This is a genomic window from Pseudomonas sp. M5A4_2d, assembly GCF_053345295.1.
Genome location: NZ_JBKEZW010000002.1, coordinates 17,575 through 39,215, shown reverse-complemented (window position 1 = coordinate 39,215; position 21,641 = coordinate 17,575). Strand labels below are relative to the sequence as shown.

The following is a 21,641-nucleotide window of genomic DNA, read 5'->3' as shown; positions in this document are numbered from 1 at the left end:
AAGAGGCCTTAAAAGCAAAAGCGGAGGACAGCAGATGCGGATCAGTCTAGGCCATCAGCAGGGCACTAGGCCAGACATGCTGTCTGGCCCATGCATGGCAGGCTTCAGTCCACGGTTGGCGCAGGCTGGATGGCAAGCTGGTCGGCCAGGCGCACGAACGCGGCCAGGTCCAGTTGCTCGGGGCGCAGGCTGCCATCGACGCCGGCGGCTTCGATCTCGGCGTTGCTCAGCAGCGCCTTGAGTGTGTTGCGCAGGGTCTTGCGGCGCTGGTTGAACGCTTCGCGCACCACCCGCTCCAGTAGCTTGTGGTCCTTGGCCGGGTGCGGCAGTACGGCGTGAGGCACCAGGCGCACGATGGCCGAGTCGACCTTCGGCGGCGGATTAAACGCGCCTGGGCCAACATTGAACAGGTGTTCCACGCGGCAATGGTATTGAACCATGATTGACAGACGGCCCCAATCACCACCACCAGGCCCCGCCGCCAAGCGCTCAACCACTTCTTTTTGCAGCATGAAGTGCATGTCGCGAATGATCCCTGCGTTGTTCAGCAGGTGGAAAATCAGCGGTGTGGAGATGTTGTAAGGCAGGTTGCCGACCACCCGCAGGCTGTTGGGCGCGGCATTGAGGCTGTTGAAGTCGAACTTCAGTGCGTCGCCCTGGTGCAGGTTGAAGTTGGACTTGCCTGCGAACTGCTGGTTGAGGATCGGGATCAGGTCCTTGTCCAGTTCAACCACGTCCAGTTGACCGCCACTGGCCAGCAGGCCTTGGGTCAGTGCGCCCTGGCCCGGGCCGATTTCCAGCAGGCGGTCTTCAGGTTTGGCATGGATGGAGCGCAGGATGCGGTCGATCACGCCGGCGTCGTGCAGGAAGTTCTGCCCGAAGCGCTTGCGCGCACGGTGTTGGTAATGCTCGGTCATATACGGGTCTCGGCCATCTGATAGGCGGTTTCCAGGGCCACGTGCAGGCTGCCGGTATCGATCTTGCCGCTGCCCGCCAGGTCCATGGCAGTGCCATGGTCGACGGAGGTGCGGATGATCGGCAGGCCCAGTGTCACGTTGACTGCGGCGCCGAAGCCTTTGTATTTCAGCACGGGCAGCCCCTGGTCATGGTACATCGCCAGCACTGCGTCGCAGTGCTCCAGATATTTGGGGGTAAACAGAGTGTCCGCAGGCAGTGGGCCACGCAGGTCCATGCCTTCTTGGCGCAGACGCTCTAATGTCGGTTCAATGATGTCGATTTCTTCATGGCCCAAATGGCCGCCTTCACCGGCGTGCGGGTTAAGCCCGCAGACCAGGATTCGGGGTTGGGCAATGCCGAATTTTTGTTGCAAGTCGGTATACAGGATGCGCGTGACGCGCTCCACGCGCTCGGCGGTGATGGCATCGGCGATATCGCGCAACGGTAGGTGCGTGGTCACCAGGGCCACGCGCAGGCCGCGTGTGGCAAGCATCATCACGACTTGAGCGGTGTGGGTCAGTTCGGCGAGGAATTCGGTATGGCCGGAAAAGGCGATACCGGAGTCGTTGATGACGCCCTTGTGCACAGGGGCGGTGATCATGCCCGCGAAGTCGCCGTCGATACAGCCTTGGCCGGCACGGGTCAGGGTTTGCAGCACAAACGCCGCATTGGCCTTGTTCAGTTGCCCGGCAACGACCTTGGCCGCAAGCGGGGTGTCCCACACATACAGGCTGCCTGCGGGTGCCGGCAGGTCAGGCCAATTGCCCGGCGCCACGTCCAGCAACGTGACGGCCACACCCAGTTGCGCGGCCCGCTCAAGGAGCAGGTCGCGGCTGGTTATGGCAATCAGGGGGTGTGGCTGGGGTTGCGAGGCGAGGAGCAGGCACAGGTCTGGACCAATGCCGGCCGGCTCGCCGGGTGTGACCGCGAAACGCTGTGGTTTCACTTCGTTGCCTGGTCGGTGCCTGTTTGCTCGGCGCCTGGCAGCTTGTTTTCCACGTAGGCTTCGTCACGGATCTGACGTAACCAGGTTTGCAGCTCTTCGTCGTATTTGCGGTTACGCAATACGGTCAGGGCTTGTTGCTCGCGGGCCTGGGTGGTGTTGTCGGTCGCGCGACGGCCAAGAACTTCCAGGACGTGCCAGCCATATTGAGTTTTGAACGGCTTGGACAGAACGCCTTGCGGGGTCTTGGCCATAACGTCCTGGAACTCCGGCACCAGCGCTTTCGGGTCGATCCAGTTCAGGTCGCCACCGTTGAGGGCCGAACCCGGGTCTTCCGAGAAGCTCTTGGCCAAGGTGGCGAAGTCTTCACCGCCTTCGATGCGGTCATAGATCTTCTGGGCCAGTTCCTTGGTTTGCGCCTCGGTTCGGATTTCGCTTGGTTTGACCAGGATGTGACGAACATGCACTTCGTCTTTCAGCGAGGTCTCGCCGCCGCGTTTTTCCAGCAACTTGAGGATGATGAAGCCGCCCGGTGTGCGTGCTGGCTGGGTAATTTCACCCGGCTGCATGGCGCTCAGTTCACGGTCAAACGGAGGTGGCAATTGAGCGGCTTTACGCCAGCCCATATCACCGCCGTCCAGGGCGTTGTCGCTGCCGGAGACGGCAATTGCCGTCTGGGCGAAGTCAGCGCCGGCTTTCAAACGGTCATAAACGGCCTGAGTTTTTGCGGCGGCTGCATTGAGCTGCTCGGCGTTGGCGCTGTCCGGTGTCGGGATCAGGATATTGGCCAGGTGCAGTTCTTCGGAGAGCTGCATCTTGCCCAGGTCCGACGCCAGGAAGTTTTTCACTTCCTGCTCGGACACTTGAACCCGCTCGGCCACACGGCGCTGACGCACACGGCTGATGATCATTTCACGCTTGATCTGGTCACGGGCGTCCTCATAGGACAGGCCGTCGTGGGCCAGAGCAGCTTTGAACTGGTCAATGCTCATGTTGTTGCGCTGAGCGATGGTGCCTACTGCCTGGTTCAGTTCTTCATCCGAAATACGGATGCCGGAACGATCGCCGATCTGCAGTTGCAGGTTTTCGACGATCAGGCGTTCCAGCACCTGTGGATCGAGCACGCTGGTAGGCGGCACGCCGCCACCACGCTTGGCGATAGTTTGCTGAACTTCCTTGACCCGTTGGTCGAGTTGGCTCTGCATGATCACGTCGTTATCGACGATGGCCACAACTTTGTCCAGCTGTTGAACCGCAGCGTGTGCCGATGCGGCCCCCAGGAACAGCGCGCCCAGCACTAGCGGGCGCACGCAATCAGAAAGCTTGGTCTTCACGTTCACGATAACCTTCAATGCCTTTGTCGAGGAAGCTCTCTACCTTGGCGCCGGTCAGGCCGCCGAGTCCTTTAAGGACGATCTGGAAGAAGAGCCCGTGGTCACCCTTTTCGTTCAGCGGGGCGATCTGGCTGTATTCGTCGTTGGAAACCCAGTAACGGTTGATCACACGCAGTTTCCAGCAGCAGTTGTCGTACTCGAAACCACCGAAGGCTTCCAGGGTGCGGTTGCGGGCATAGTCATACTGCCAGCGGGTGATCAGGTTCCACTGAGGAATGATCGGCCACATCATCGAGAAGTCGTGTTGCTGGATTTTGTAGTAATCCTTCACGTAGTTAGGGTCGCCAGGTGTACCGAAGTCACCGCCAAACTGGTATTTACCGGTCAACTGGTTATAAACCACTTGGTCGTTGCGATAGCGATAACCGAGGTTAACAACCTTGTTCGGGTTGTCTTCCGGCTGGTAGTGGAACATTGCGCTGCCGGAACGTGGGCTATGGGAAGTAGGGTCCCAGTTGTAGTCTGCGGTGGCGCGCCAATCGCGGTTGAAGCGGAATTCATAGTCCAGGGCAATTGGGGAGACCTTCTCGGTCGCGTCGTCACGTGTGGAGGCCAGAATACCTGGCAGTTGGACTTGGCGATCCTTGAAGTACACGGCTTGGCCCACGCTGACACGCTGACGTTCAAAGCCATTCTCTTCGATCCAGCGGCTGGTGACGCCCAAGGAGAGTTTGTTCTCGTCGCCGATCCGGTCGGTGCCGCTGAAGCGGTTGTCGCGGAAGAGTGAGGCATAGCTAAACGATAGTTCACTGGTGTCGAATACCGGGATGTCACTCTGGTCCTTATTCGGGACATAGAGATAGAAGGCTCGCGGCTCCAAGGTCTGACGATAGTCTTTGCCAAACCAGTTGGTATTGCGGTCAAAGTACAGGCCGCTGTCAATACTGGCGACTGGAACCGCGCGGTCTTGTGAACTTTTGAACACACCGCCTGCGTACGGAGAAGCGCCGGGTAGAGTGGCCGCCTGCTGCGCTTCAATAATGTCGTTCTTGCCTTGGCTATCCAGGTCCAGATCGTACTTGGTATAGACATACTTGAGCTTCGGCGTAATAAAACCGTAGGTCGAGGTCATCGGGTACTCGACGGCCGGAGCGATGTTCAAGCGATCACCGTTTGCACGGGTCAAGCCGGTAACGTAGGTATCCAGGCGCCGCGACACAAGGCCATTCTCATCCGTAAACGTGCCGTTCTCCAGGCTACGTTGGAACCGAACAGCTTCAGTCTCATAGCTGAAATTCAAACCGCCCGGATGGTATGGCAGTGTCCCGTTGAAGGTTATCTGCGGCAACCTGTCATACGGCGTGATCTGGGAGATCGTCGCCAGCTGGAAGGCCTGCAGGTTCAGGCGCGCCTGGTAGGAGTCGCCGCGATAGGTCACGGCGCCCTGCTGGTTGACGAAGTCCCGCGGTTGGATGCCCTCTTCGAAGGTTTTGAGATCCTGGAAGAAGTAAGGGTCGCTGATATTGGTGTAGTCGACCAGGGTCGTCAGTCGCGAATCCAGCCCACCTTTATGCTGCCAATTGAGCATATAGCGGGTTTTTTCGTAGTCGGTCTGATTTTTCCGTTCGTCGCTGTCGTCGTTCAGGTACGCGCCGCCGAACTGACCTTCGCTGGACTTGGTGAGGTAGCGGAATTCGCCTTCCACCATCATGCCGCGCTTGGTCATATATTGCGGGTACAACGTGGCATCGTAGTTCGGTGCCAGGTTGAAGTAGTAAGGTGTGACGAGTGTGAAGCCGGTTTTGCTGCCGGTGCTGAAGCTCGGCGGCAGGAAGCCGGATTGGCGACGGTCGTCGATCGGGAAATAGATGTACGGGGTGTACAGGATCGGGATGTTCTTGATCCGTAACGTCGCGTTGGTCGCCGTACCGAAACCGGTGGCCGGGTTCAACGTGATGTTGTTGCCCTTGAGCTGCCAGGCGTTGCTGTCCGGCTCGCAGGTGGTGTACGTACCGTCCTTGAGACGGATGATCGCGTTCTCGGCACGCTTGGCGTACAGCGCGTTACCGCGTATGCGCGACTTGTGCAGTACGTATTCGGCGTTGTCGATCTGGGCGGCGCCCGTGTCGAGCTGGACCTCTGCGTGGTCGCCCACGATCAGGGCACCGTTGTCGCGCAGACGAACGTTACCGTTCAACTCGCCACGGTTCTCAGCCTGATACAGGCTGGCTTCCTGAGCCTCCAGCTGCATGCTGCCCTGGCGCATGACGACGTCACCGGCCAGGGTCGCGACTTGCTGTTCCTGCTCGTAACGAGAGGCCTTGGCACCGATGAAGGTCGGCGTATCGCTTTTGTCCGTCTTGTCGTTCATGCCAGGACGGGTCGGCTCGATGTACGCGCCGGAGCAATAAGGACCGGTTTCGGCCAGTTGGGCCGCGGTCAGCTTCTCGCGAGGCACCCAGTCCAGGTGGCTGTAGTCGGCGCTGCGCGAACGCAGGCCACGGCCCTTGGCTTCGGTGACCAGCGCGGTCTTCGGTTCAGCGTCGCCGCTGCCGCCAGCGTCGGCTTGCGCCGTACTGCCGGCCGAGCTGACGGCTGCACCGTCATGCACCGGGCGCGGTGGCAACGGGGCTGCGGCGGTTTTCGGCGCGCAATCCCAGGCACCCGAAGCAGAGACTGAGCAGTCATACTGTTCCGCGGCGACCACGAATGAGGTGGCGAAAGGTTGCATGGCCAGCAGACTGCCGGTTACCAGCAACGGAAATTTTCTACGAAACGCGGGGGATTTCAATGCCATCTTATTAGTCCGGGCTTCCTGCGTGCCATCTGCCCGCGGTTTGGGCCGCACGCCTCTCGATGGTCTGAAAAAGATGCGTGATAATAAAGCATGACCCGCTTGACGGCTAGCGCCGTCGGAGACCCTTGTAATGCCCGAGCAAGATCTACGTTTACAACAGCTGAAAGTATGGCTGGATGAGCAGTTGCCGATCCTTTTCAACGCTCAGGATTGGGGTGTCGTACCACCGGCCACATTGACCGCGGCCAGCAGCGACGCGAGTTTCAGGCGTTACTTCCGTTGGGAAGGCGGCGGTCGAACGTTCGTCGTCATGGACGCGCCACCCCCCCAGGAAAACTGCAAACCTTTCGTCGATATCGCTGATTTGCTCGCGAAATCGGGAATTAATGTGCCAAAAATTTATGCAGAAGATTTGCCTCGCGGCTTTCTTTTGCTCAACGACCTGGGCAGAAAAACCTATCTGGACGTGATTGACGAGCAAAACGCCGACCAATTGTTTGCCGATGCCATCGATGCGCTGCTGGCTTTTCAGCAGTTGCCGATGGACACGCCGCTGCCCAGCTATGACGTCGCCTTGTTGCGCCGTGAGCTGGAATTGTTTCCGGAGTGGTACGTTCGCCGGCATTTGGGTATCGATTTCGACGCCCGGCAACAAGCCTTGTGGCAGCGCGTCAGCGATCACTTGATCGACAGCGCCCTGGCCCAGCCCAAAGTGCTGGTGCATCGCGACTACATGCCACGCAACCTGATGATCAGCACGCCGAACCCGGGCGTGCTGGATTTCCAGGACGCGGTCTACGGCCCGGTGACCTACGACATCACCTGCCTGTTCAAGGATGCGTTCCTCAGTTGGCCCAAGGCGCGCGTGCGCGAATGGCAGCGTGGTTACTGGGAGCGTGCCGGGCAATTGGGCATCCCGGTGCAGGGCGATTTTCAAGCATTCCTGCGCGCCAGTGACCTGATGGGTGTGCAGCGCCACCTCAAGGTGATCGGCATTTTTGCGCGCATTTGCCATCGCGACGGTAAGCCACGCTACCTGGCGGACGTGCCGCGCTTCTTTGCTTATATAGAAGCGGTACTGGCCGACCGGCCTGAACTGGATGAGCTGGGTGAATTGCTCGCCAGCCTGCGCGAACCGGCCGAGGCGGGCGTATGAAGGCGATGATCCTGGCGGCAGGCAAGGGCGAGCGCATGCGTCCGCTCACGCTGCACACGCCCAAACCCCTGGTGCAGGCGGGCGGCAAGCGGTTGATCGAGTATCACCTTGAAGCGCTGGCCAAGGCCGGCTTCACCGATATCGTCATTAACCATGCCTGGCTCGGGCAGCAGATCGAAAGCTACCTGGGCGACGGCGCGCAGTTTGGCCTGCGCATCCAGTACTCGGCCGAAGGCGAGCCGCTGGAAACCGGCGGGGGTATTTTCAAGGCACTGCCACTGCTGGGCGACGAACCCTTCCTGCTGGTCAACGGCGACATCTGGACCGACTTCGACTTCGCCAGCCTGCGCAACAAGCCGCTGCAAGGGCTTGCCCACCTGGTGATGGTCGACATGCCTGACCATGCCCCTACGGGCGGCGACTTCTATTTGAGCGACGGCGTGCTTCATGATGCCGCGCCCGGTGCCGATAACCTGACCTTCAGTGGCATCTCAGTGCTCGACCCCCAGCTGTTCGCGGGTTGCAGCGCCGGAGCCTTCAAATTGGCGCCGCTGTTGCGGGAGGCCATGGCCAAAGGACGGGTAACGGGGGAACACATGACGGGACGCTGGATTGATGTCGGCACGCTGGAACGTCTGGCGCGGGTCGAAACCTTGCTGACTGCGGGGCGATAGGATGTTGTGGCCAGGGACACTGATCGGTGCCGGGGCTGGCTTTGCCATTGCCAGTATTCCGGGGGCCTTGTTGGGCGCATTGTTGGGGCAGGCACTGGATCGCCGCCTGCAATTGCACAGTTGGGCGCAATTGCGCGAACGCCTGGGCGGGCGCACGGCGTTGCGCAACGATGAACTGCTGTTTGTGCTGCTGGGGCGCCTGGCCAAAAGTAATGGCCGGGTCGTGGATGGGCATATCCAGCAGGCGCGCCAGGAGATGCGCTCGCTGGACATGAGCGAGCCGGCACGGCGCCGGGCAATTACCGCGTTCAATCGCGGCAAGTCCGGGTCCGACCGGGTGCGCACTTATCTGCGCGTGCTCAAGGCTCAGCCGCATGCGGCGGAAGGCGTGTTGCGTGCGTGCTGGCGAATGGCCTGGGCGGATGGCAGGGCAGATGAGGCCGAGCGCGACCTGATCGATCAATGGGGCAAGTGGCTGGGTTGGACGCCGCAACAGTTGCAGGCGCTGGCCTCCGATTACGCGCCCGAACGCACGCCAATGGTCAGCCGCAGCGGCGCCTATCAGGAGGCGTTGCGCACGCTTGGCGTAACCGCCACCAGCGAACCGTCGGTGATCAAACGTGCCTATCGTCGCCTGCTCAGTCGCCACCACCCGGACAAGATCGCCGGTACTGGCGCCAGCCCCGCGCAAGTGCGCGAGGCGACCGAGCGAACCCGCGAACTGCATAACGCCTATGCATTGATTCGCGAGCGGCGGGATTTCAGATAGCTACCACCCTTTGGAAGTGAGCACTCAATCCAATGTGGGAGCGGGCTTGCTCGCGAATGCGGTGGATCAGCCGATGAATCTGTTGACTGACACACCCTATTCGCGAGCAAGCCCGCTCCCACATTAGGTCTACGGCGCTTTTGAGATAGGCGGTCAGCCCTCTCTCGGCTCCGGGCTCAGCCACCCGCGAACCCGCCGATACAACTGCTCCTGCTCGGCCGAGCTATTGCCGGGCAGGGTTTTGAGTGACACCTGTTTGTAGCCGTCATTCTTCGCACGCTTGGCGGCTTGCGCGCGCTCCAGTGCGTTTTTGCGCTCCTGGGCGCCGTCCTGGTAGAAGACGTCCGCCGTAGGCACTTTCAGCGTTGGGGCCAGTTGTTGCAGATTCGGCTGCCGACCCGCAGGCGTCTTGCCGGCCACCATCACCAGCTTCTGCACTTGGGACGGCTGCTTCTCGCTCAGGTAACGCGCGGCCCACCACGCGCCGGTGCCATGGCCGAGCAACACCACGCTGCGCGCGCTCTGGGTTTGGGCGAAGGCGACGGCGGCGTCGATACGATCAAAGATGCGCTTGGCGTCAGTCTTGTCCTGTTGCTCCGCACCCGGCACCACGGCCGGGTCCGTCCCTTCAGCTTCGGCGCTGGCGGCTTGTTCGATGGGTTTGGCGGCGGTGCTGCCTTCTTTGCTGCTGGTGTCGACCGCTGCCTTGGGTGCTTCCATGGCCCGTGGCGGCAAGGTGTCCATGTTCAGGTCCGGTAACGAAAGGCTGAGGGTGCCCCAGTCGGCGTCCGGCAATTTACTGCGCAAAGGCGCAATTGCTTGCGGCCAGTCAGCACTTTCGCCGGCGCCGGGCACGATAATCACCACACCTTGGGGCTCGGCGCTGTTGGCCGGCTTCCACAGGGCCAGGAATGAGTCAGTGCCGGCCTGCAACTGTTGCTGTTCCTGTTGCGGAAGTTGCCGCTCGAGGGCGTTGGCTTCTTCCTGGCTGCGCTCGGGCAGGGGTTGGCGTTCAACCGGTTTTTCGGCGGCGGGCGCAGGTGCGTCGGCGGCCTGTACAGAAAAGGCGCTGGTAAATAGTAGCGACAGGCACAATGCTGGCAGTGCCGAACGGTGGAGAAAGAGCATCGTTAATTCCCGGCCAGAAGTCATTCCAGCAGCCTAATGGGTTGGTCAGTATTTGTCAGTGATGTGAGACGTGGATCATGGGTTTTCGCTGTCTGCTGGTTATCGGCTGTTGGTGCTTTGCCTTGATGGCGAGTGCCGCGCCTGCGCCTGCTGCACCACTGGCGCAACTGAATGCACAGCAGCGGGAATGGCTGGCCCAGCATCCGGAGTTGCGCGTGGGTCTGGTATTGCAGGCGCCTTACGCGCAATACGACCGGCGCTTGCAGCGGTTGTCCGGGGCCAATGTCGAGTTGATGCAGTGGTTGGCCAAGGCGCTGAACATTGAGCTGACCTGGCGCAACTTTCCCAGCCAGGAGCAATTGGAAGCCGCCGTGCGTGACGGCGAGGTGGATATCGCCCCCGGCCTGCAGCAAACGCCCGCAGGCCTTCGCCTGTGGTTATTCACCGACCCGTACATGCGCGTGCCCCAGCATATCGTCGGTTTCCGCGAAGGCGGCGGTGCCGTGGAGCTGGAAAAACTCGATGAGCAGTCTCGCGTTGCCGTGCGCATGCCCAGCGCCGTAGCGGATTACCTGCGCAGTAACTATCCCAACCTGAATGTGCAAGGCGTGCCCATGGAGCGTCAGGCCTTGCAATTGCTGGTCAGCCAGCAGGCGCGTTATGCCGTGGTGGATGAGGCGCAGTTGAGCCGGTTGTCCGGCGAGGCGGAGTTTGCCGGGCTGGCCGTGGTGGGGGATATCGGCTTGCCGCAATTGCTGCGTGTGGCCACCCGCCGTGAATGGCCGGAACTGGCAACCATCATGCAAAGTGCCTTGCGTGCGATCCCCGCCCGCGATCTGGACCAACTGCATAGTCGCTGGTTACAACCCAAGTACCCGCGTTTGTCGGAGTCACCGGCCTTCTGGAAAAACCTCAGCCTGCTCTTGGGGTTGTTCCTGATCGCCAGTCTCGCCGTGGTGGTCTGGCAGCGTCGCCAGCAGCGTGAGCTGGAACAGCGCCTGCTGGCGGCTCGGGAAGAAAGTGCCGCGCGCGCCGCCAGTGCCGAAGCCTTGCGGTTGACGCAATTTTCCATCGATCAAAGTACGGTCGGCATCCTGTGGGTCAATTGGGACAGCCATGTGCGCTATGCCAACCTCGCCGCCGAAACCATGCTCGGTTATGGCGCAGGGGCATTGATCGAAAGGCCGTTGATCGATTTTGACCCGACGTTGAACATGGACCGCTGGCTCAACCTGTGGAAGCGCGCCCGCGCCAGCGAAGAAGGCCCGCAAAACTTTGCGGCCGATTGCGTGCGCGCAGACGGCACAGTACTGCCCGCCGATGTGTCCCTGAGCTTTCTGCGCTTTGCCGATGGCGAATACCTGGTCGTTTATCTCAATGACGTGACCGAGCGCCGCCGTTATGTGGCCGCCTTGCTGCAAAGCGAGGCGCAGTTGCGCGAATTGTCCGCCCACCTGGAAACCGTACGCGAAGAAGAAAAGGCCCGTATCGCCCGCGAAGTGCACGACGAACTCGGGCAGATGCTCACGGTGCTCAAGCTGGAAACCTCGATGTGCGAACTGGCCTATGCGCAATTGGACCCGGGCTTAAACGAGCGCCTGAACAGCATGAAGCGCCTGATCGCCCAGCTGTTCCAACTGGTGCGCGACGTGGCAACCGCCTTACGCCCGCCGATTCTGGACGCGGGCATCGCCTCGGCCATCGAATGGCAAGCCCGCCGCTTTGAAGCCCGCACGCAAATCCCCTGCCTGGTACAAGTCCCGGATAACCTGCCGGCCCTGAGCGATGCCAAGGCCATCGGCCTGTTCCGCATCCTGCAGGAGGCGTTGACCAATGTGATGCGCCATGCCCGGGCGCATACTGTCGAGCTGACCCTGGTCGTTGAGGGCGGCGACCTGCAGTTGACCATCAGCGATGACGGTATCGGTTTCGTTGAGTCCCAGGGGCGGCCCGTCTCCTTTGGCGTAGTGGGTATGCGCGAGCGGGTGTTGATGATGGGCGGGCAACTGAGCCTGCACAGCGAGCCGGGGGAGGGCACCACCTTGACTGTCAGGGTGCCGTTGGATGCATAACTATAAGAGGAAACCCCTGTGATTCGCGTATTGGTAGCCGAAGACCACACCATCGTCCGTGAAGGCATCAAGCAATTGATCGGCCTGGCCAAAGACCTGCAAGTGGTGGGCGAGGCGAGTAACGGCGAGCAGTTGCTGGAGACCTTGCGCCATGTGGCGTGCGAGGTTGTGTTGCTGGATATCTCGATGCCGGGTGTGAATGGGCTGGAAGCCATTGCGCGCATCCGTGCACTGAATAACCCGCCGGCGATCCTGGTGTTGTCCATGCACGATGAAGCGCAAATGGCCGCCCGAGCCTTGAAAGTCGGTGCGGCGGGGTATGCGACCAAGGACAGCGACCCGGCCCTGTTGCTGACGGCGATTCGCAAAGTCGCGGCGGGCGGGCGCTATATCGACCCGGACCTGGCTGACCGCATGGTGTTTGAAGTCGGCCTGACGGATACGCGGCCGCTGCATTCGTTGCTCTCGGAGCGCGAGTTTTCGGTGTTCGAGCGCCTGGCCCAGGGCGCGAACGTCAATGACATCGCGCAGCAACTGGCACTGAGCAGCAAGACCATCAGCACCCACAAGGCGCGCCTGATGCAAAAGCTCAATATCACCTCCCTGGCCGAATTGGTGAAGTACGCCATGGAACATAAGCTGTTGTGACGACATGCCTGTTTGCGACCTCCCTTGAGCCCTGTCGTGAGCGTTCCCGGCGGGCGCGACCCTGACACTGTTCCATCCCCGTCATCGCTGTAGGGCAATCCCTACCCCCAGGCTTCCATCCTGCTGATGCAATTCTCTCCTGGCCCCCGATTTCCGGGGCCTCGCGCCTGGACTACGCTTGTGCCACAGCAGTCCAAAACACAAAGGTGCGGGTATGAGCGAGGTGGATTCAAATGATGTGCTGGTCAGCTTTCGTGGCGTGCAGAAAAGCTACGACGGCGAGAACCTGATCGTCAAAGACCTCAACCTGGAGATTCGCAAGGGCGAGTTCCTCACCCTGCTCGGGCCATCCGGCTCGGGCAAGACCACCAGCCTGATGATGCTCGCCGGTTTCGAGACACCGACCGCCGGTGAAATCCTGCTGGCCGGGCGCGCGATCAACAACGTGCCGCCGCACAAACGCGACATCGGCATGGTGTTCCAGAACTATGCGTTGTTCCCGCACATGACCGTCGCCGAAAACCTGGCGTTCCCGTTGTCGGTGCGCGGCTTGAGCAAGACCGATGTCAGCGAGCGGGTCAAACGTGTGTTGAGCATGGTCCAGCTCGACGCCTTCGCCCAGCGCTACCCGGCGCAACTCTCCGGCGGCCAGCAGCAGCGCGTGGCCCTGGCCCGGGCGCTGGTGTTCGAACCGCAGCTGGTGCTGATGGACGAACCCCTCGGCGCACTCGACAAACAATTGCGCGAACACATGCAGATGGAGATCAAGCACCTGCACCAGCGTCTCGGTGTGACGGTGGTGTACGTGACCCACGACCAGGGCGAAGCCTTGACCATGTCCGACCGCGTGGCGGTGTTTCACCAAGGCGAGATCCAGCAGATCGCCGCGCCGCGCACCTTGTACGAAGAACCTAAAAACACCTTCGTCGCCAACTTCATCGGTGAGAACAACCGCCTCAACGGGCGTCTGCACAGCCACAGCGGCGAGCGTTGCGTGGTGGAGCTGGCGCGTGGCGAAAAGGTCGAGGCGCTGGCGGTGAATGTCGGCCAGATCGGCGGCCCGGTGACCCTTTCGGTGCGCCCGGAGCGCGTGAGTCTCAACGGCTCCAGCGAAAGCTGCGTGAACCGCTTCTCCGGACGGGTGGTGGAATTTATCTACCTGGGCGACCACGTGCGCGTGCGCCTGGAAGTCTGCGGCAAGGCCGATTTTTTTGTGAAACAACCGATTGCCGAGCTGGACCCGGCCCTGGCGGTCGGCGACGTGGTACCGATTGGCTGGCAAGTCGAGCACGTTCGCGCACTCGACCCACTTCTAGAGGCGAATTAATCGCCCCATGGCTTCACCAACCCTGCACGTGGAGAGAACAACAATGTTGAGATCCCTTAAATATTCCGCCCTGGCTTTAGGCCTGATGGGCGCGACACAGGCCATGGCAGGCCCGGACCTGACGGTCGTGTCCTTTGGTGGCGCGAACAAGGCGGCCCAGGTCAAGGCTTTCTATGCACCGTGGGAAAGTGCGGGCAACGGCAAGATCGTCGCCGGCGAGTACAACGGTGAAATGGCCAAGGTCAAAGCCATGGTCGACACCAAGAGCGTGTCCTGGGACCTGGTGGAAGTGGAGTCGCCGGAGCTGTCCCGCGGCTGTGACGAAGACATGTTCGAGCCGCTCGACCCTAAACTGTTCGGTAACCCTGGCGACTACGTCAAAGGCGCGATCCAGCCCTGCGGCGTGGGTTTCTTCGTGTGGTCTACCGTGCTGGCCTACAACGCCGACAAGCTGACCAGCGCACCGACCAGTTGGGCGGATTTCTGGGACACCAAGAAATTCCCCGGAAAGCGCGGCCTGCGTAAGGGCGCCAAGTACACCCTGGAATTCGCCTTGATGGCCGACGGCGTGGCACCCAAAGACGTGTACAAAGTGCTGGCCGGCAAAGATGGCCAGGACCGTGCATTCAAGAAGCTGGATGAACTCAAACCGTCGATCCAATGGTGGGAAGCTGGCGCCCAACCACCGCAGTACCTCGCTTCTGGCGACGTGGTGATGAGCTCTGCCTACAACGGTCGCATCGCTGCCGTGCAAAAAGAAAGCAACCTGAAAGTGGTCTGGAACGGCGGCATCTACGACTTCGACGCGTGGGCTATCCCTAAAGGCTTGGCCAAGGACCGCGCGGAAGCGGCGAAGAAGTTCATCGCCTTCTCGGTACAGCCGCAACAGCAGAAGACCTATTCGGAAAACATCGCCTACGGCCCGGCCAACACCCAGGCTGTGCCGTTGCTGGCCAAGGATGTGTTGAAGGATATGCCGACCACGCCGGAAAACATTGCCAACCAGGTGCAGATCGACGTGAGCTTCTGGGCGGATAACGGCGAGCAGTTGGAGCAGCGCTTCAATTCGTGGGCGGCTAAGTAACCAGCAACACCGCTAAATCCTTGTGCGAACCGGTAAGTGTGGGAGCGGGCTTGCTCGCGAATACGGTGGATCAGTCGCTTCATGCGCTGACTGTCACATCGCATTCGCGAGCAAGCCCGCTCCCACACAACCCCGCTCCCATTTGGGATCTGTTGTGTTGGGCAGAGTGCATTCATTTTTAAGTTCCGGAGTTTGCCATGGTTATCGCCATTCCCAGCCCCACCCTCAAGCAGCGCCTGGCGCGTGCCGAGCGGCTCAACCGCTGGAAGGCCCAAGCCTTGATTGCGCCATTGGTGTTGTTTTTGCTGCTGGTGTTCCTGGTGCCGATCGTTGCGCTGCTATACAAAAGCGTCGGCAACCCGGAAGTGGTGGGTGGTTTGCCGCGTACCGTGGTGGCGGTCAAGACCTGGGATGGTCGTGGTCTGCCGGGTGAACCGGTGTATCAGGCACTCAGCGAAGACCTGGGCGAAGCGCGTAAAAACCAGACACTGGGCGACCTGTCCAAACGCTTGAACATGGAACTGGCCGGCTACCGTAGCCTGCTGACCAAGACCGCGCGGGCGCTGCCGTTTACCGAAGCGCCCGCCTCTTATAAACAGGCGCTGGAAACCCTCGACGAACGCTGGGGCGATCCGGCGTATTGGCAGGCTATCCGGCGCAATACCAGCAGCCTTACGCCTTACTACCTGTTGGCGGCCGTCGATCACCGCATTGATGACCTCGGCGAAGTCGCCCCGGCAACGCCGGACCAGGCGATCTACCTGGACATCTTCGCCCGCACGTTCTGGATGGGCCTGGTGATTACCTTCATCTGTCTGCTGCTGGCGTACCCGTTGGCCTACTTGCTGGCCAACCTGCCGGCACGCAAAAGTAACTTGCTGATGATCCTGGTGTTGCTGCCGTTCTGGACCTCGATCCTGGTGCGCGTGGCAGCGTGGATTGTGTTGCTGCAATCCGGTGGGCTGATCAACAGCGCGCTGATGAGTGTGGGCCTGATCGATAAACCGTTGGAATTGGTGTTCAACCGTACCGGCGTGTACATCTCCATGGTGCATATCCTGCTGCCGTTCATGATCCTGCCGATCTACAGCGTGATGAAAGGCATCTCGCCCACGTATATGCGGGCGGCGATCTCCCTGGGGTGCCACCCGTTCGCCAGCTTCTGGCGCGTGTACTTCCCGCAGACCTATGCCGGTGTCGGCGCCGGTTGCCTGCTGGTGTTCATCCTGGCGATTGGTTACTACATCACGCCGGCACTGCTGGGCAGCCCGAACGACCAGATGGTCAGCTACTTTGTGGCCTTCTACACCAACACCAGCATCAACTGGGGCATGGCCACGGCATTGGGCGGCTTACTGCTGCTGGCGACCGTGCTGCTGTACCTGATCTACAACCGGCTGGTGGGCGCCAGTCGCCTGCGCCTGAGCTGAGGAGACCTTGCGATGCTGAGCCCTTATATGTCACCGGTGGAACGGGTGTGGTTCTACAGCTTGCGGATCTTGTGCGGCTTGATCCTGCTGTTCCTGATATTGCCGGTGCTGGTGATTATCCCGCTGTCGTTCAACAGCGGGAGTTTCCTGGTGTACCCGCTGCAAGGTTTCTCGCTGCATTGGTATCAGGACTTCTTCGCCTCGGCCGAATGGATGCGCGCACTGAAGAACAGCATCATCGTTGCCCCGGCGGCCACCGTGCTGGCAATGGTGTTCGGCACCCTGGCGGCGATTGGCCTGACCCGCGGCAACTTCCCCGGCAAGGCGCTGGTGATGGCGCTGGTCATTTCGCCGATGGTGGTGCCGGTAGTGATTATCGGCGTGGCCAGTTACCTGTTCTTTGCGCCATTGGGGCTGGGCAACAGTTTCTTCTCGCTGATTGTGGTGCATGCGGTGTTGGGCGTGCCGTTTGTGATTATCACGGTGTCGGCGACCTTGCAGGGCTTCAACCATAACCTGGTGAGGGCGGCCGCCAGCCTGGGCGCTTCGCCGTTGACTGCGTTTCGTCGGGTGACCTTGCCGTTGATTGCGCCCGGGGTGATTTCCGGGGCGCTGTTTGCGTTCTCCACGTCATTCGATGAAGTGGTCGTGACGCTGTTTCTCGCCGGCCCTGAGCAAGCAACCTTGCCTCGGCAGATGTTCAGCGGCATCCGTGAAAACCTCAGCCCGACGATTGCCGCAGCGGCAACCTTGCTGATTGCCTTCTCTGTGCTGCTGTTGCTGACACTGGAATGGCTACGAGGCCGCAGCGAAAAACTGCGCACTGCGCAGGTCTGAGGCCAAACCGAGCTCAAAATGTGGGAGCGAGCAAGCCCGCTCCCACATTGGTTTGTGTTTATTCAGATAATGACCATTCAGCCGCTGAATGGCAGACAACCCATTTGCCTCAGCTACTCTTGTGCAAGCCCAACATTAACGAGAGGCCGCGCACATGAGCACTTCCTCATTCAAGATCGCCCACAAACTGTTGACCGGCGCTGGCGCCATCGAACAACTGGCCGCCGAACTCACACGCCTGGATGTGGATAACCCGCTGATCGTCACCGACGCCGCGCTGGTCAAGTCCGGCACCGTGGCGCTGGCGTTGGAACACTTGGGCGAGCGGCCCTATGAAATCTTCGACCGTGTGCTGCCCGACCCGGAAATCGCCATCGTCGAAGACTGCATGCGCGCATACCGCGAAGGCGGGCATGACGGCCTGATCGGCGTGGGCGGCGGCAGTGCCATCGACATTGCCAAAAGCGTTGCGGCCTATGCCGGTTACCACGGCGCCCTGGCGGACTTGTTCGGCGTTGACCAGGTGCCGCGCAAGGGCCCGCCGCTGATCGCCATCCCGACCACGGCCGGCACCGGCTCGGAGGTGACCAACGTGGCGATCCTCTCGGACAAAGTGGCACAGCTGAAAAAAGGCATCGTCAGCGACTACCTGCTGCCGGACGTCGCGCTGATCAGCCCGCAAATGACGCTCACGTGCCCGCGCAGTGTCACCGCCGCCAGTGGCGTGGATGCTTTGGTGCACGCCATCGAATCCTACCTGTCACTGAATGCCTCGCCGATCACCGATGCCCTGGCCATTGGCGCGATCAAACTGATTGCCAATGCGCTGCCCAAGGCCTACGCCAACCCGGCCAACCTGCAAGCCCGTGACGACATGGCCACCGCCAGCCTGATGGCCGGTATGGCGTTCGGCAATGCCGGGGTGGGCGCGGTGCATGCGTTGGCCTACCCGCTGGGCGGGCGATTCAATATTGCCCACGGCGTGAGCAACGCGCTGTTGCTGCCCTACGTGATGCACTGGAACAAGCTGGCGTGTGTCGAGCGCATGCAGGACATTGCCCAGGCGATGGGGGTCAATGTCACCGGGCTCAGCATCAACGACGCAGCCGACCAGGCGGTTGAGGCGATGACGCGGCTGTGTGCCGCAGTGGAGATCCCTTCGGGCCTGCGCAGCTTTGGGATACCCGAGGATGCAATCCCGGCCATGGCCACGGAAGCGGCGGGTATCGAGCGCCTGATGCGCAACAACCCACGCAAGCTCAGCGCAGCGGATATCGAGAAAATCTACCGGGCAGCTTACTAACCGTTGAGTGAGGTCACGGTGCGCACGGCAAAGCATGAGGTATACAATGCGCGCCATCGTGATTTAGCTCAAAAAGGTGCGTCATGCAGCCCTTCGTCATTGCTCCATCGATTCTCTCCGCCGATTTCGCCCGCCTGGGTGAGGAAGTGGACAAGGTATTGGCCGCCGGTGCCGATTTCGTGCACTTCGATGTCATGGACAACCACTACGTGCCCAACCTGACCATCGGCCCGATGGTGTGCGCCGCACTGCGCAAGTACGGCATCACCGCGCCGATTGATGCGCACCTGATGGTCAGCCCGGTGGATCGCATCATCGGCGACTTCGTTGACGCCGGCGCGACCTACATCACGTTCCACCCGGAAGCCTCGCTGCACGTCGACCGCACCCTGCAACTGATCCGCGAAGGCGGTTGCAAGGCGGGCCTGGTGTTCAACCCGGCGACCCCGTTGAGCGTACTTGAGTACGTGATGGACAAGGTCGACATGATCCTGCTGATGAGCGTCAACCCAGGCTTCGGTGGCCAGAAGTTCATCCCCGGCACCTTGAACAAGCTGCGCGAAGCCCGCGCGCTGATCGATGCGTCTGGGCGTGATATCCGCCTGGAAATCGACGGTGGGGTTAACGTCAACAATATCCGTGAGATCGCCGCCGCCGGGGCCGATACCTTTGTGGCCGGCTCGGCGATCTTCAACGCCCCGGACTACCAGGAAGTCATCGACAAGATGCGTGCCGAACTCGCGCTGGCGCGTCCATGAGCGGTTTTGAGCGGCTGTTCCCCGGCAAACTGCCACGGCTGGTGATGTTCGATCTGGACGGTACGTTGATCGACTCGGTGCCTGACCTGGCAGCGGCGGTGGACGAGATGCTGCTCAAGCTGGGGCGCAAGCCGGCGGGTATCGAGTCGGTACGCGAGTGGGTCGGCAATGGCGCGCAGATGCTGGTGCGCCGGGCCCTGGCCAATCATATCGAGGCTGAAGGTGTCGATGATGTCGAAGCCGAACACGCCCTGGAATTGTTCAATGCAGCCTACGAAAGCAGCCACGAACTGACCGTGGTTTACCCCGGCGTGCGCGACACGCTCAAATGGCTGCACAAGCAGGGCGTGGAAATGGCCCTGATCACCAACAAGCCGGAGCGCTTTGTCGCGCCGCTGTTGGACCAGATGAAAATCGGCCGTTACTTCCGCTGGATCATCGGCGGGGATACCTTGCCGCAGAAAAAGCCCGACCCGGCAGCGCTGTTTTTCGTGATGAAAATGGCCAACATCCCGGCATCCCAATCGTTGTTTGTCGGCGATTCGCGCAGTGACGTGCTGGCCGCAAAAGCCGCCGGTGTGCAGTGCGTGGCCCTGAGTTACGGCTACAACCATGGTCGTCCGATTGCCGAAGAATCGCCGGCACTGGTGATTGATGACCTGCGACTGCTAATCCCCGGTTGCTTGGGAGCGGGCGCTGAGATAACGTTGCCCGACACCGAACCGTCCCCTTCTGGAAATCCCATCGTGGTGGTCACTCGCAAACTCTGGATGAAAGTCATCAAGGCCCTGGCCCGCTGGCGTTGGCGCGCCTGACTGATCCTGGCCGCGCTGCGGCATGTTTGCACACCTGACCGTTTGACCCTCAAGCCACGAGGCACCTCATGAACCGCGAAGAATTCCTGCGTTTGGCCGCTGCCGGCTATAACCGTATCCCGTTGGCCTGCGAAACCCTGGCTGACTTCGATACGCCGCTGTCGATCTACCTGAAACTGGCCGACGAGCCCAATTCCTACTTGCTGGAATCGGTACAGGGCGGCGAGAAGTGGGGCCGTTACTCGATCATCGGCCTGCCATGCCGCACCGTGCTGCGCGTGCATGATCACCATGTGAGCATCACGCAGGACGGCGTCGAGATCGAAAGCCACGACGTTGAAGACCCGCTGGCCTTCGTCGAAGCGTTCAAGGCGCGCTACAACGTGCCGACCATCGCCGGCCTGCCGCGCTTTAACGGCGGCCTGGTGGGGTATTTCGGCTACGACTGTGTGCGTTATGTGGAAAAACGCCTGGGCAAATGCCCGAATCCGGACCCGCTGGGCGTGCCGGACATTCTGCTGATGGTCTCCGACGCGGTGGTGGTGTTCGACAACCTCGCCGGCAAGATGCATGCGATTGTCCTCGCCGACCCTTCCCAGGCCGATGCCTTCGAGCAAGGCCAGGCCAGCCTGGAAGCCCTGCTGGAAAAACTGCGCCAGCCGATCACCCCGCGTCGTGGCCTGGACCTCAGCCGTCCGCCTGCTGCCGATCCGATCTTTCGTTCAAGCTTTACTCAGGATGACTACGAGCGCGCGGTCGACACGATCAAGGAATACATCCTGGCCGGTGACTGCATGCAGGTGGTGCCGTCGCAACGCATGTCCATCGACTTCAAGGCTGCGCCGATTGACCTGTATCGCGCGCTGCGTTGCTTCAACCCGACGCCGTACATGTATTTCTTCAACTTCGGCGACTTCCACGTGGTGGGCAGTTCACCGGAAGTGCTGGTGCGCGTCGAAGACAACCTGATCACCGTGCGCCCGATCGCCGGCACTCGCCCGCGTGGCGCGACCGAAGAGGCTGATCTGGCGCTGGAAGAAGACTTGCTCAGTGACGACAAGGAAATTGCCGAGCACTTGATGCTGATCGACCTGGGCCGTAACGATACTGGGCGCGTCTCGGAAATCGGTTCGGTGAAGTTGACCGAGAAGATGGTGATCGAGCGTTATTCCAACGTGATGCACATTGTGTCCAACGTCACCGGCGCGCTGAAAGCCGGGTTGACCGCGATGGACGCGTTGCGCGCGATTCTGCCGGCGGGCACGTTGTCGGGTGCGCCAAAGATTCGCGCGATGGAAATCATCGACGAACTGGAGCCGGTCAAGCGTGGTGTCTACGGCGGCGCCGTGGGGTATTTCGCCTGGAACGGCAACATGGACACCGCGATTGCGATCCGCACCGCGGTGATCAAGGACGGCGAGCTGCATGTGCAGGCGGGTGGCGGGATTGTTGCTGACTCGGTGCCGGCGCTCGAATGGGAAGAGACGCTGAACAAACGCCGCGCGATGTTTCGGGCTGTGGCGTTGGCCGAGCAGACTCCTCAGGGTTAACGGTCGACCCAGATCCAAATGTGGGAGCGGGCTTGCTCGCGAATGCGCAGTGTCAGTCA

The 21,641-nt window shown here is 61.0% G+C and carries 18 protein-coding genes; 13 read left to right on the top strand and 5 right to left on the bottom strand.

All coding sequences use genetic code 11. The annotated features are described in order from the left end of the window. Window positions 1–104: 104 nt before the first annotated feature. Genes rsmA through ACLBW8_RS07110 form a run of 4 tightly spaced genes read right to left on the bottom strand, consistent with a single transcriptional unit; the run spans window position 105 to window position 6,031 of the window. Window positions 105–917, bottom strand: coding sequence for a 16S rRNA (adenine(1518)-N(6)/adenine(1519)-N(6))-dimethyltransferase RsmA (rsmA, locus tag ACLBW8_RS07125; protein ID WP_064454389.1), 813 nt, complete (start codon window positions 915–917; stop codon window positions 105–107). Next, entirely contained in the window at window positions 914–1,903 is a 990-nt protein-coding gene (pdxA, locus tag ACLBW8_RS07120; RefSeq protein WP_447805040.1) for a 4-hydroxythreonine-4-phosphate dehydrogenase PdxA, read from the bottom strand. Before pdxA ends, rsmA begins: the two co-directional genes overlap by 4 nt. Beyond that, the gene (locus tag ACLBW8_RS07115) at window positions 1,900–3,234 is read right to left on the bottom strand and encodes a peptidylprolyl isomerase (RefSeq protein ID WP_447805039.1); all 1,335 of its coding nucleotides are present in this window, start codon (window positions 3,232–3,234) and stop codon (window positions 1,900–1,902) included. The genes pdxA and ACLBW8_RS07115 overlap by 4 nt, the downstream gene beginning before the upstream one ends. Further along, on the bottom strand, window positions 3,215–6,031 hold the full coding sequence (locus ACLBW8_RS07110) for an LPS-assembly protein LptD (RefSeq protein ID WP_447805038.1): 2,817 nt from the start codon (window positions 6,029–6,031) through the stop codon (window positions 3,215–3,217). The genes ACLBW8_RS07115 and ACLBW8_RS07110 overlap by 20 nt, the downstream gene beginning before the upstream one ends. Window positions 6,032–6,161: 130 nt before the next feature. Here ACLBW8_RS07110 and ACLBW8_RS07105 point away from each other — a divergent pair, with 130 nt between their 5' ends. From ACLBW8_RS07105 to ACLBW8_RS07095, 3 genes are read left to right on the top strand one after another with little or no spacing between them, the layout of a single operon-like run. Continuing rightward, a complete protein-coding gene (locus ACLBW8_RS07105) occupies window positions 6,162–7,187 on the top strand; it encodes an aminoglycoside phosphotransferase family protein (RefSeq protein WP_447805037.1) in 1,026 nt (341 codons plus the stop codon). After that, window positions 7,184–7,861: an N-acetylmuramate alpha-1-phosphate uridylyltransferase MurU gene (gene murU, locus ACLBW8_RS07100; RefSeq protein WP_447805036.1), complete on the top strand. Its 678-nt coding sequence runs from the start codon at window positions 7,184–7,186 to the stop codon at window positions 7,859–7,861. Before ACLBW8_RS07105 ends, murU begins: the two co-directional genes overlap by 4 nt. 1 nt (window position 7,862) lies before the next feature. Beyond that, the gene (locus tag ACLBW8_RS07095; protein ID WP_447805035.1) at window positions 7,863–8,630 is read left to right on the top strand and encodes a TerB family tellurite resistance protein; all 768 of its coding nucleotides are present in this window, start codon (window positions 7,863–7,865) and stop codon (window positions 8,628–8,630) included. Between the two features lie 153 nt (window positions 8,631–8,783). On the opposite strand, the gene ACLBW8_RS07090 is transcribed toward ACLBW8_RS07095, so the two are convergent. After that, entirely contained in the window at window positions 8,784–9,758 is a 975-nt protein-coding gene (locus ACLBW8_RS07090) for an alpha/beta hydrolase family protein (protein WP_447805034.1), read from the bottom strand. Between the two features lie 77 nt (window positions 9,759–9,835). On the opposite strand from ACLBW8_RS07090, the gene ACLBW8_RS07085 reads away from it, so the two are divergent. The 10 genes from ACLBW8_RS07085 to trpE all read left to right on the top strand — a co-directional run bounded on the left by ACLBW8_RS07085 (window position 9,836) and on the right by trpE (window position 21,582). Then, complete coding sequence (locus tag ACLBW8_RS07085; RefSeq protein ID WP_064454382.1) at window positions 9,836–11,830, top strand: sensor histidine kinase; 1,995 nt, start codon at window positions 9,836–9,838, stop codon at window positions 11,828–11,830. A gap of 18 nt (window positions 11,831–11,848) precedes the next feature. Next, entirely contained in the window at window positions 11,849–12,478 is a 630-nt protein-coding gene (locus tag ACLBW8_RS07080; RefSeq protein ID WP_064454381.1) for a response regulator, read from the top strand. A 214-nt stretch (window positions 12,479–12,692) separates the two neighbouring features. Beyond that, a complete protein-coding gene (locus tag ACLBW8_RS07075; RefSeq protein ID WP_064454380.1) occupies window positions 12,693–13,805 on the top strand; it encodes an ABC transporter ATP-binding protein in 1,113 nt (370 codons plus the stop codon). Between the two features lie 43 nt (window positions 13,806–13,848). Then, on the top strand, window positions 13,849–14,889 hold the full coding sequence (locus ACLBW8_RS07070; protein WP_064454379.1) for an ABC transporter substrate-binding protein: 1,041 nt from the start codon (window positions 13,849–13,851) through the stop codon (window positions 14,887–14,889). A 197-nt stretch (window positions 14,890–15,086) separates the two neighbouring features. Then, window positions 15,087–16,319 carry an ABC transporter permease gene (locus ACLBW8_RS07065; protein WP_053258306.1) on the top strand — a complete coding sequence of 411 codons (1,233 nt, stop codon included), beginning with the start codon at window positions 15,087–15,089 and terminating at the stop codon, window positions 16,317–16,319. A 12-nt stretch (window positions 16,320–16,331) separates the two neighbouring features. Further along, on the top strand, window positions 16,332–17,156 hold the full coding sequence (locus ACLBW8_RS07060; RefSeq protein ID WP_028618151.1) for an ABC transporter permease: 825 nt from the start codon (window positions 16,332–16,334) through the stop codon (window positions 17,154–17,156). 154 nt (window positions 17,157–17,310) lie between these two features. Beyond that, window positions 17,311–18,459: an iron-containing alcohol dehydrogenase gene (locus ACLBW8_RS07055; protein WP_064454377.1), complete on the top strand. Its 1,149-nt coding sequence runs from the start codon at window positions 17,311–17,313 to the stop codon at window positions 18,457–18,459. 83 nt (window positions 18,460–18,542) lie between these two features. Continuing rightward, window positions 18,543–19,217: a ribulose-phosphate 3-epimerase gene (gene rpe / locus ACLBW8_RS07050; RefSeq protein WP_046035020.1), complete on the top strand. Its 675-nt coding sequence runs from the start codon at window positions 18,543–18,545 to the stop codon at window positions 19,215–19,217. Beyond that, window positions 19,214–20,032: a phosphoglycolate phosphatase gene (locus tag ACLBW8_RS07045; RefSeq protein ID WP_053258304.1), complete on the top strand. Its 819-nt coding sequence runs from the start codon at window positions 19,214–19,216 to the stop codon at window positions 20,030–20,032. Before rpe ends, ACLBW8_RS07045 begins: the two co-directional genes overlap by 4 nt. A 68-nt stretch (window positions 20,033–20,100) precedes the next feature. Further along, complete coding sequence (gene trpE, locus ACLBW8_RS07040; protein ID WP_447805033.1) at window positions 20,101–21,582, top strand: anthranilate synthase component I; 1,482 nt, start codon at window positions 20,101–20,103, stop codon at window positions 21,580–21,582. Window positions 21,583–21,641 lie beyond the last annotated feature (59 nt).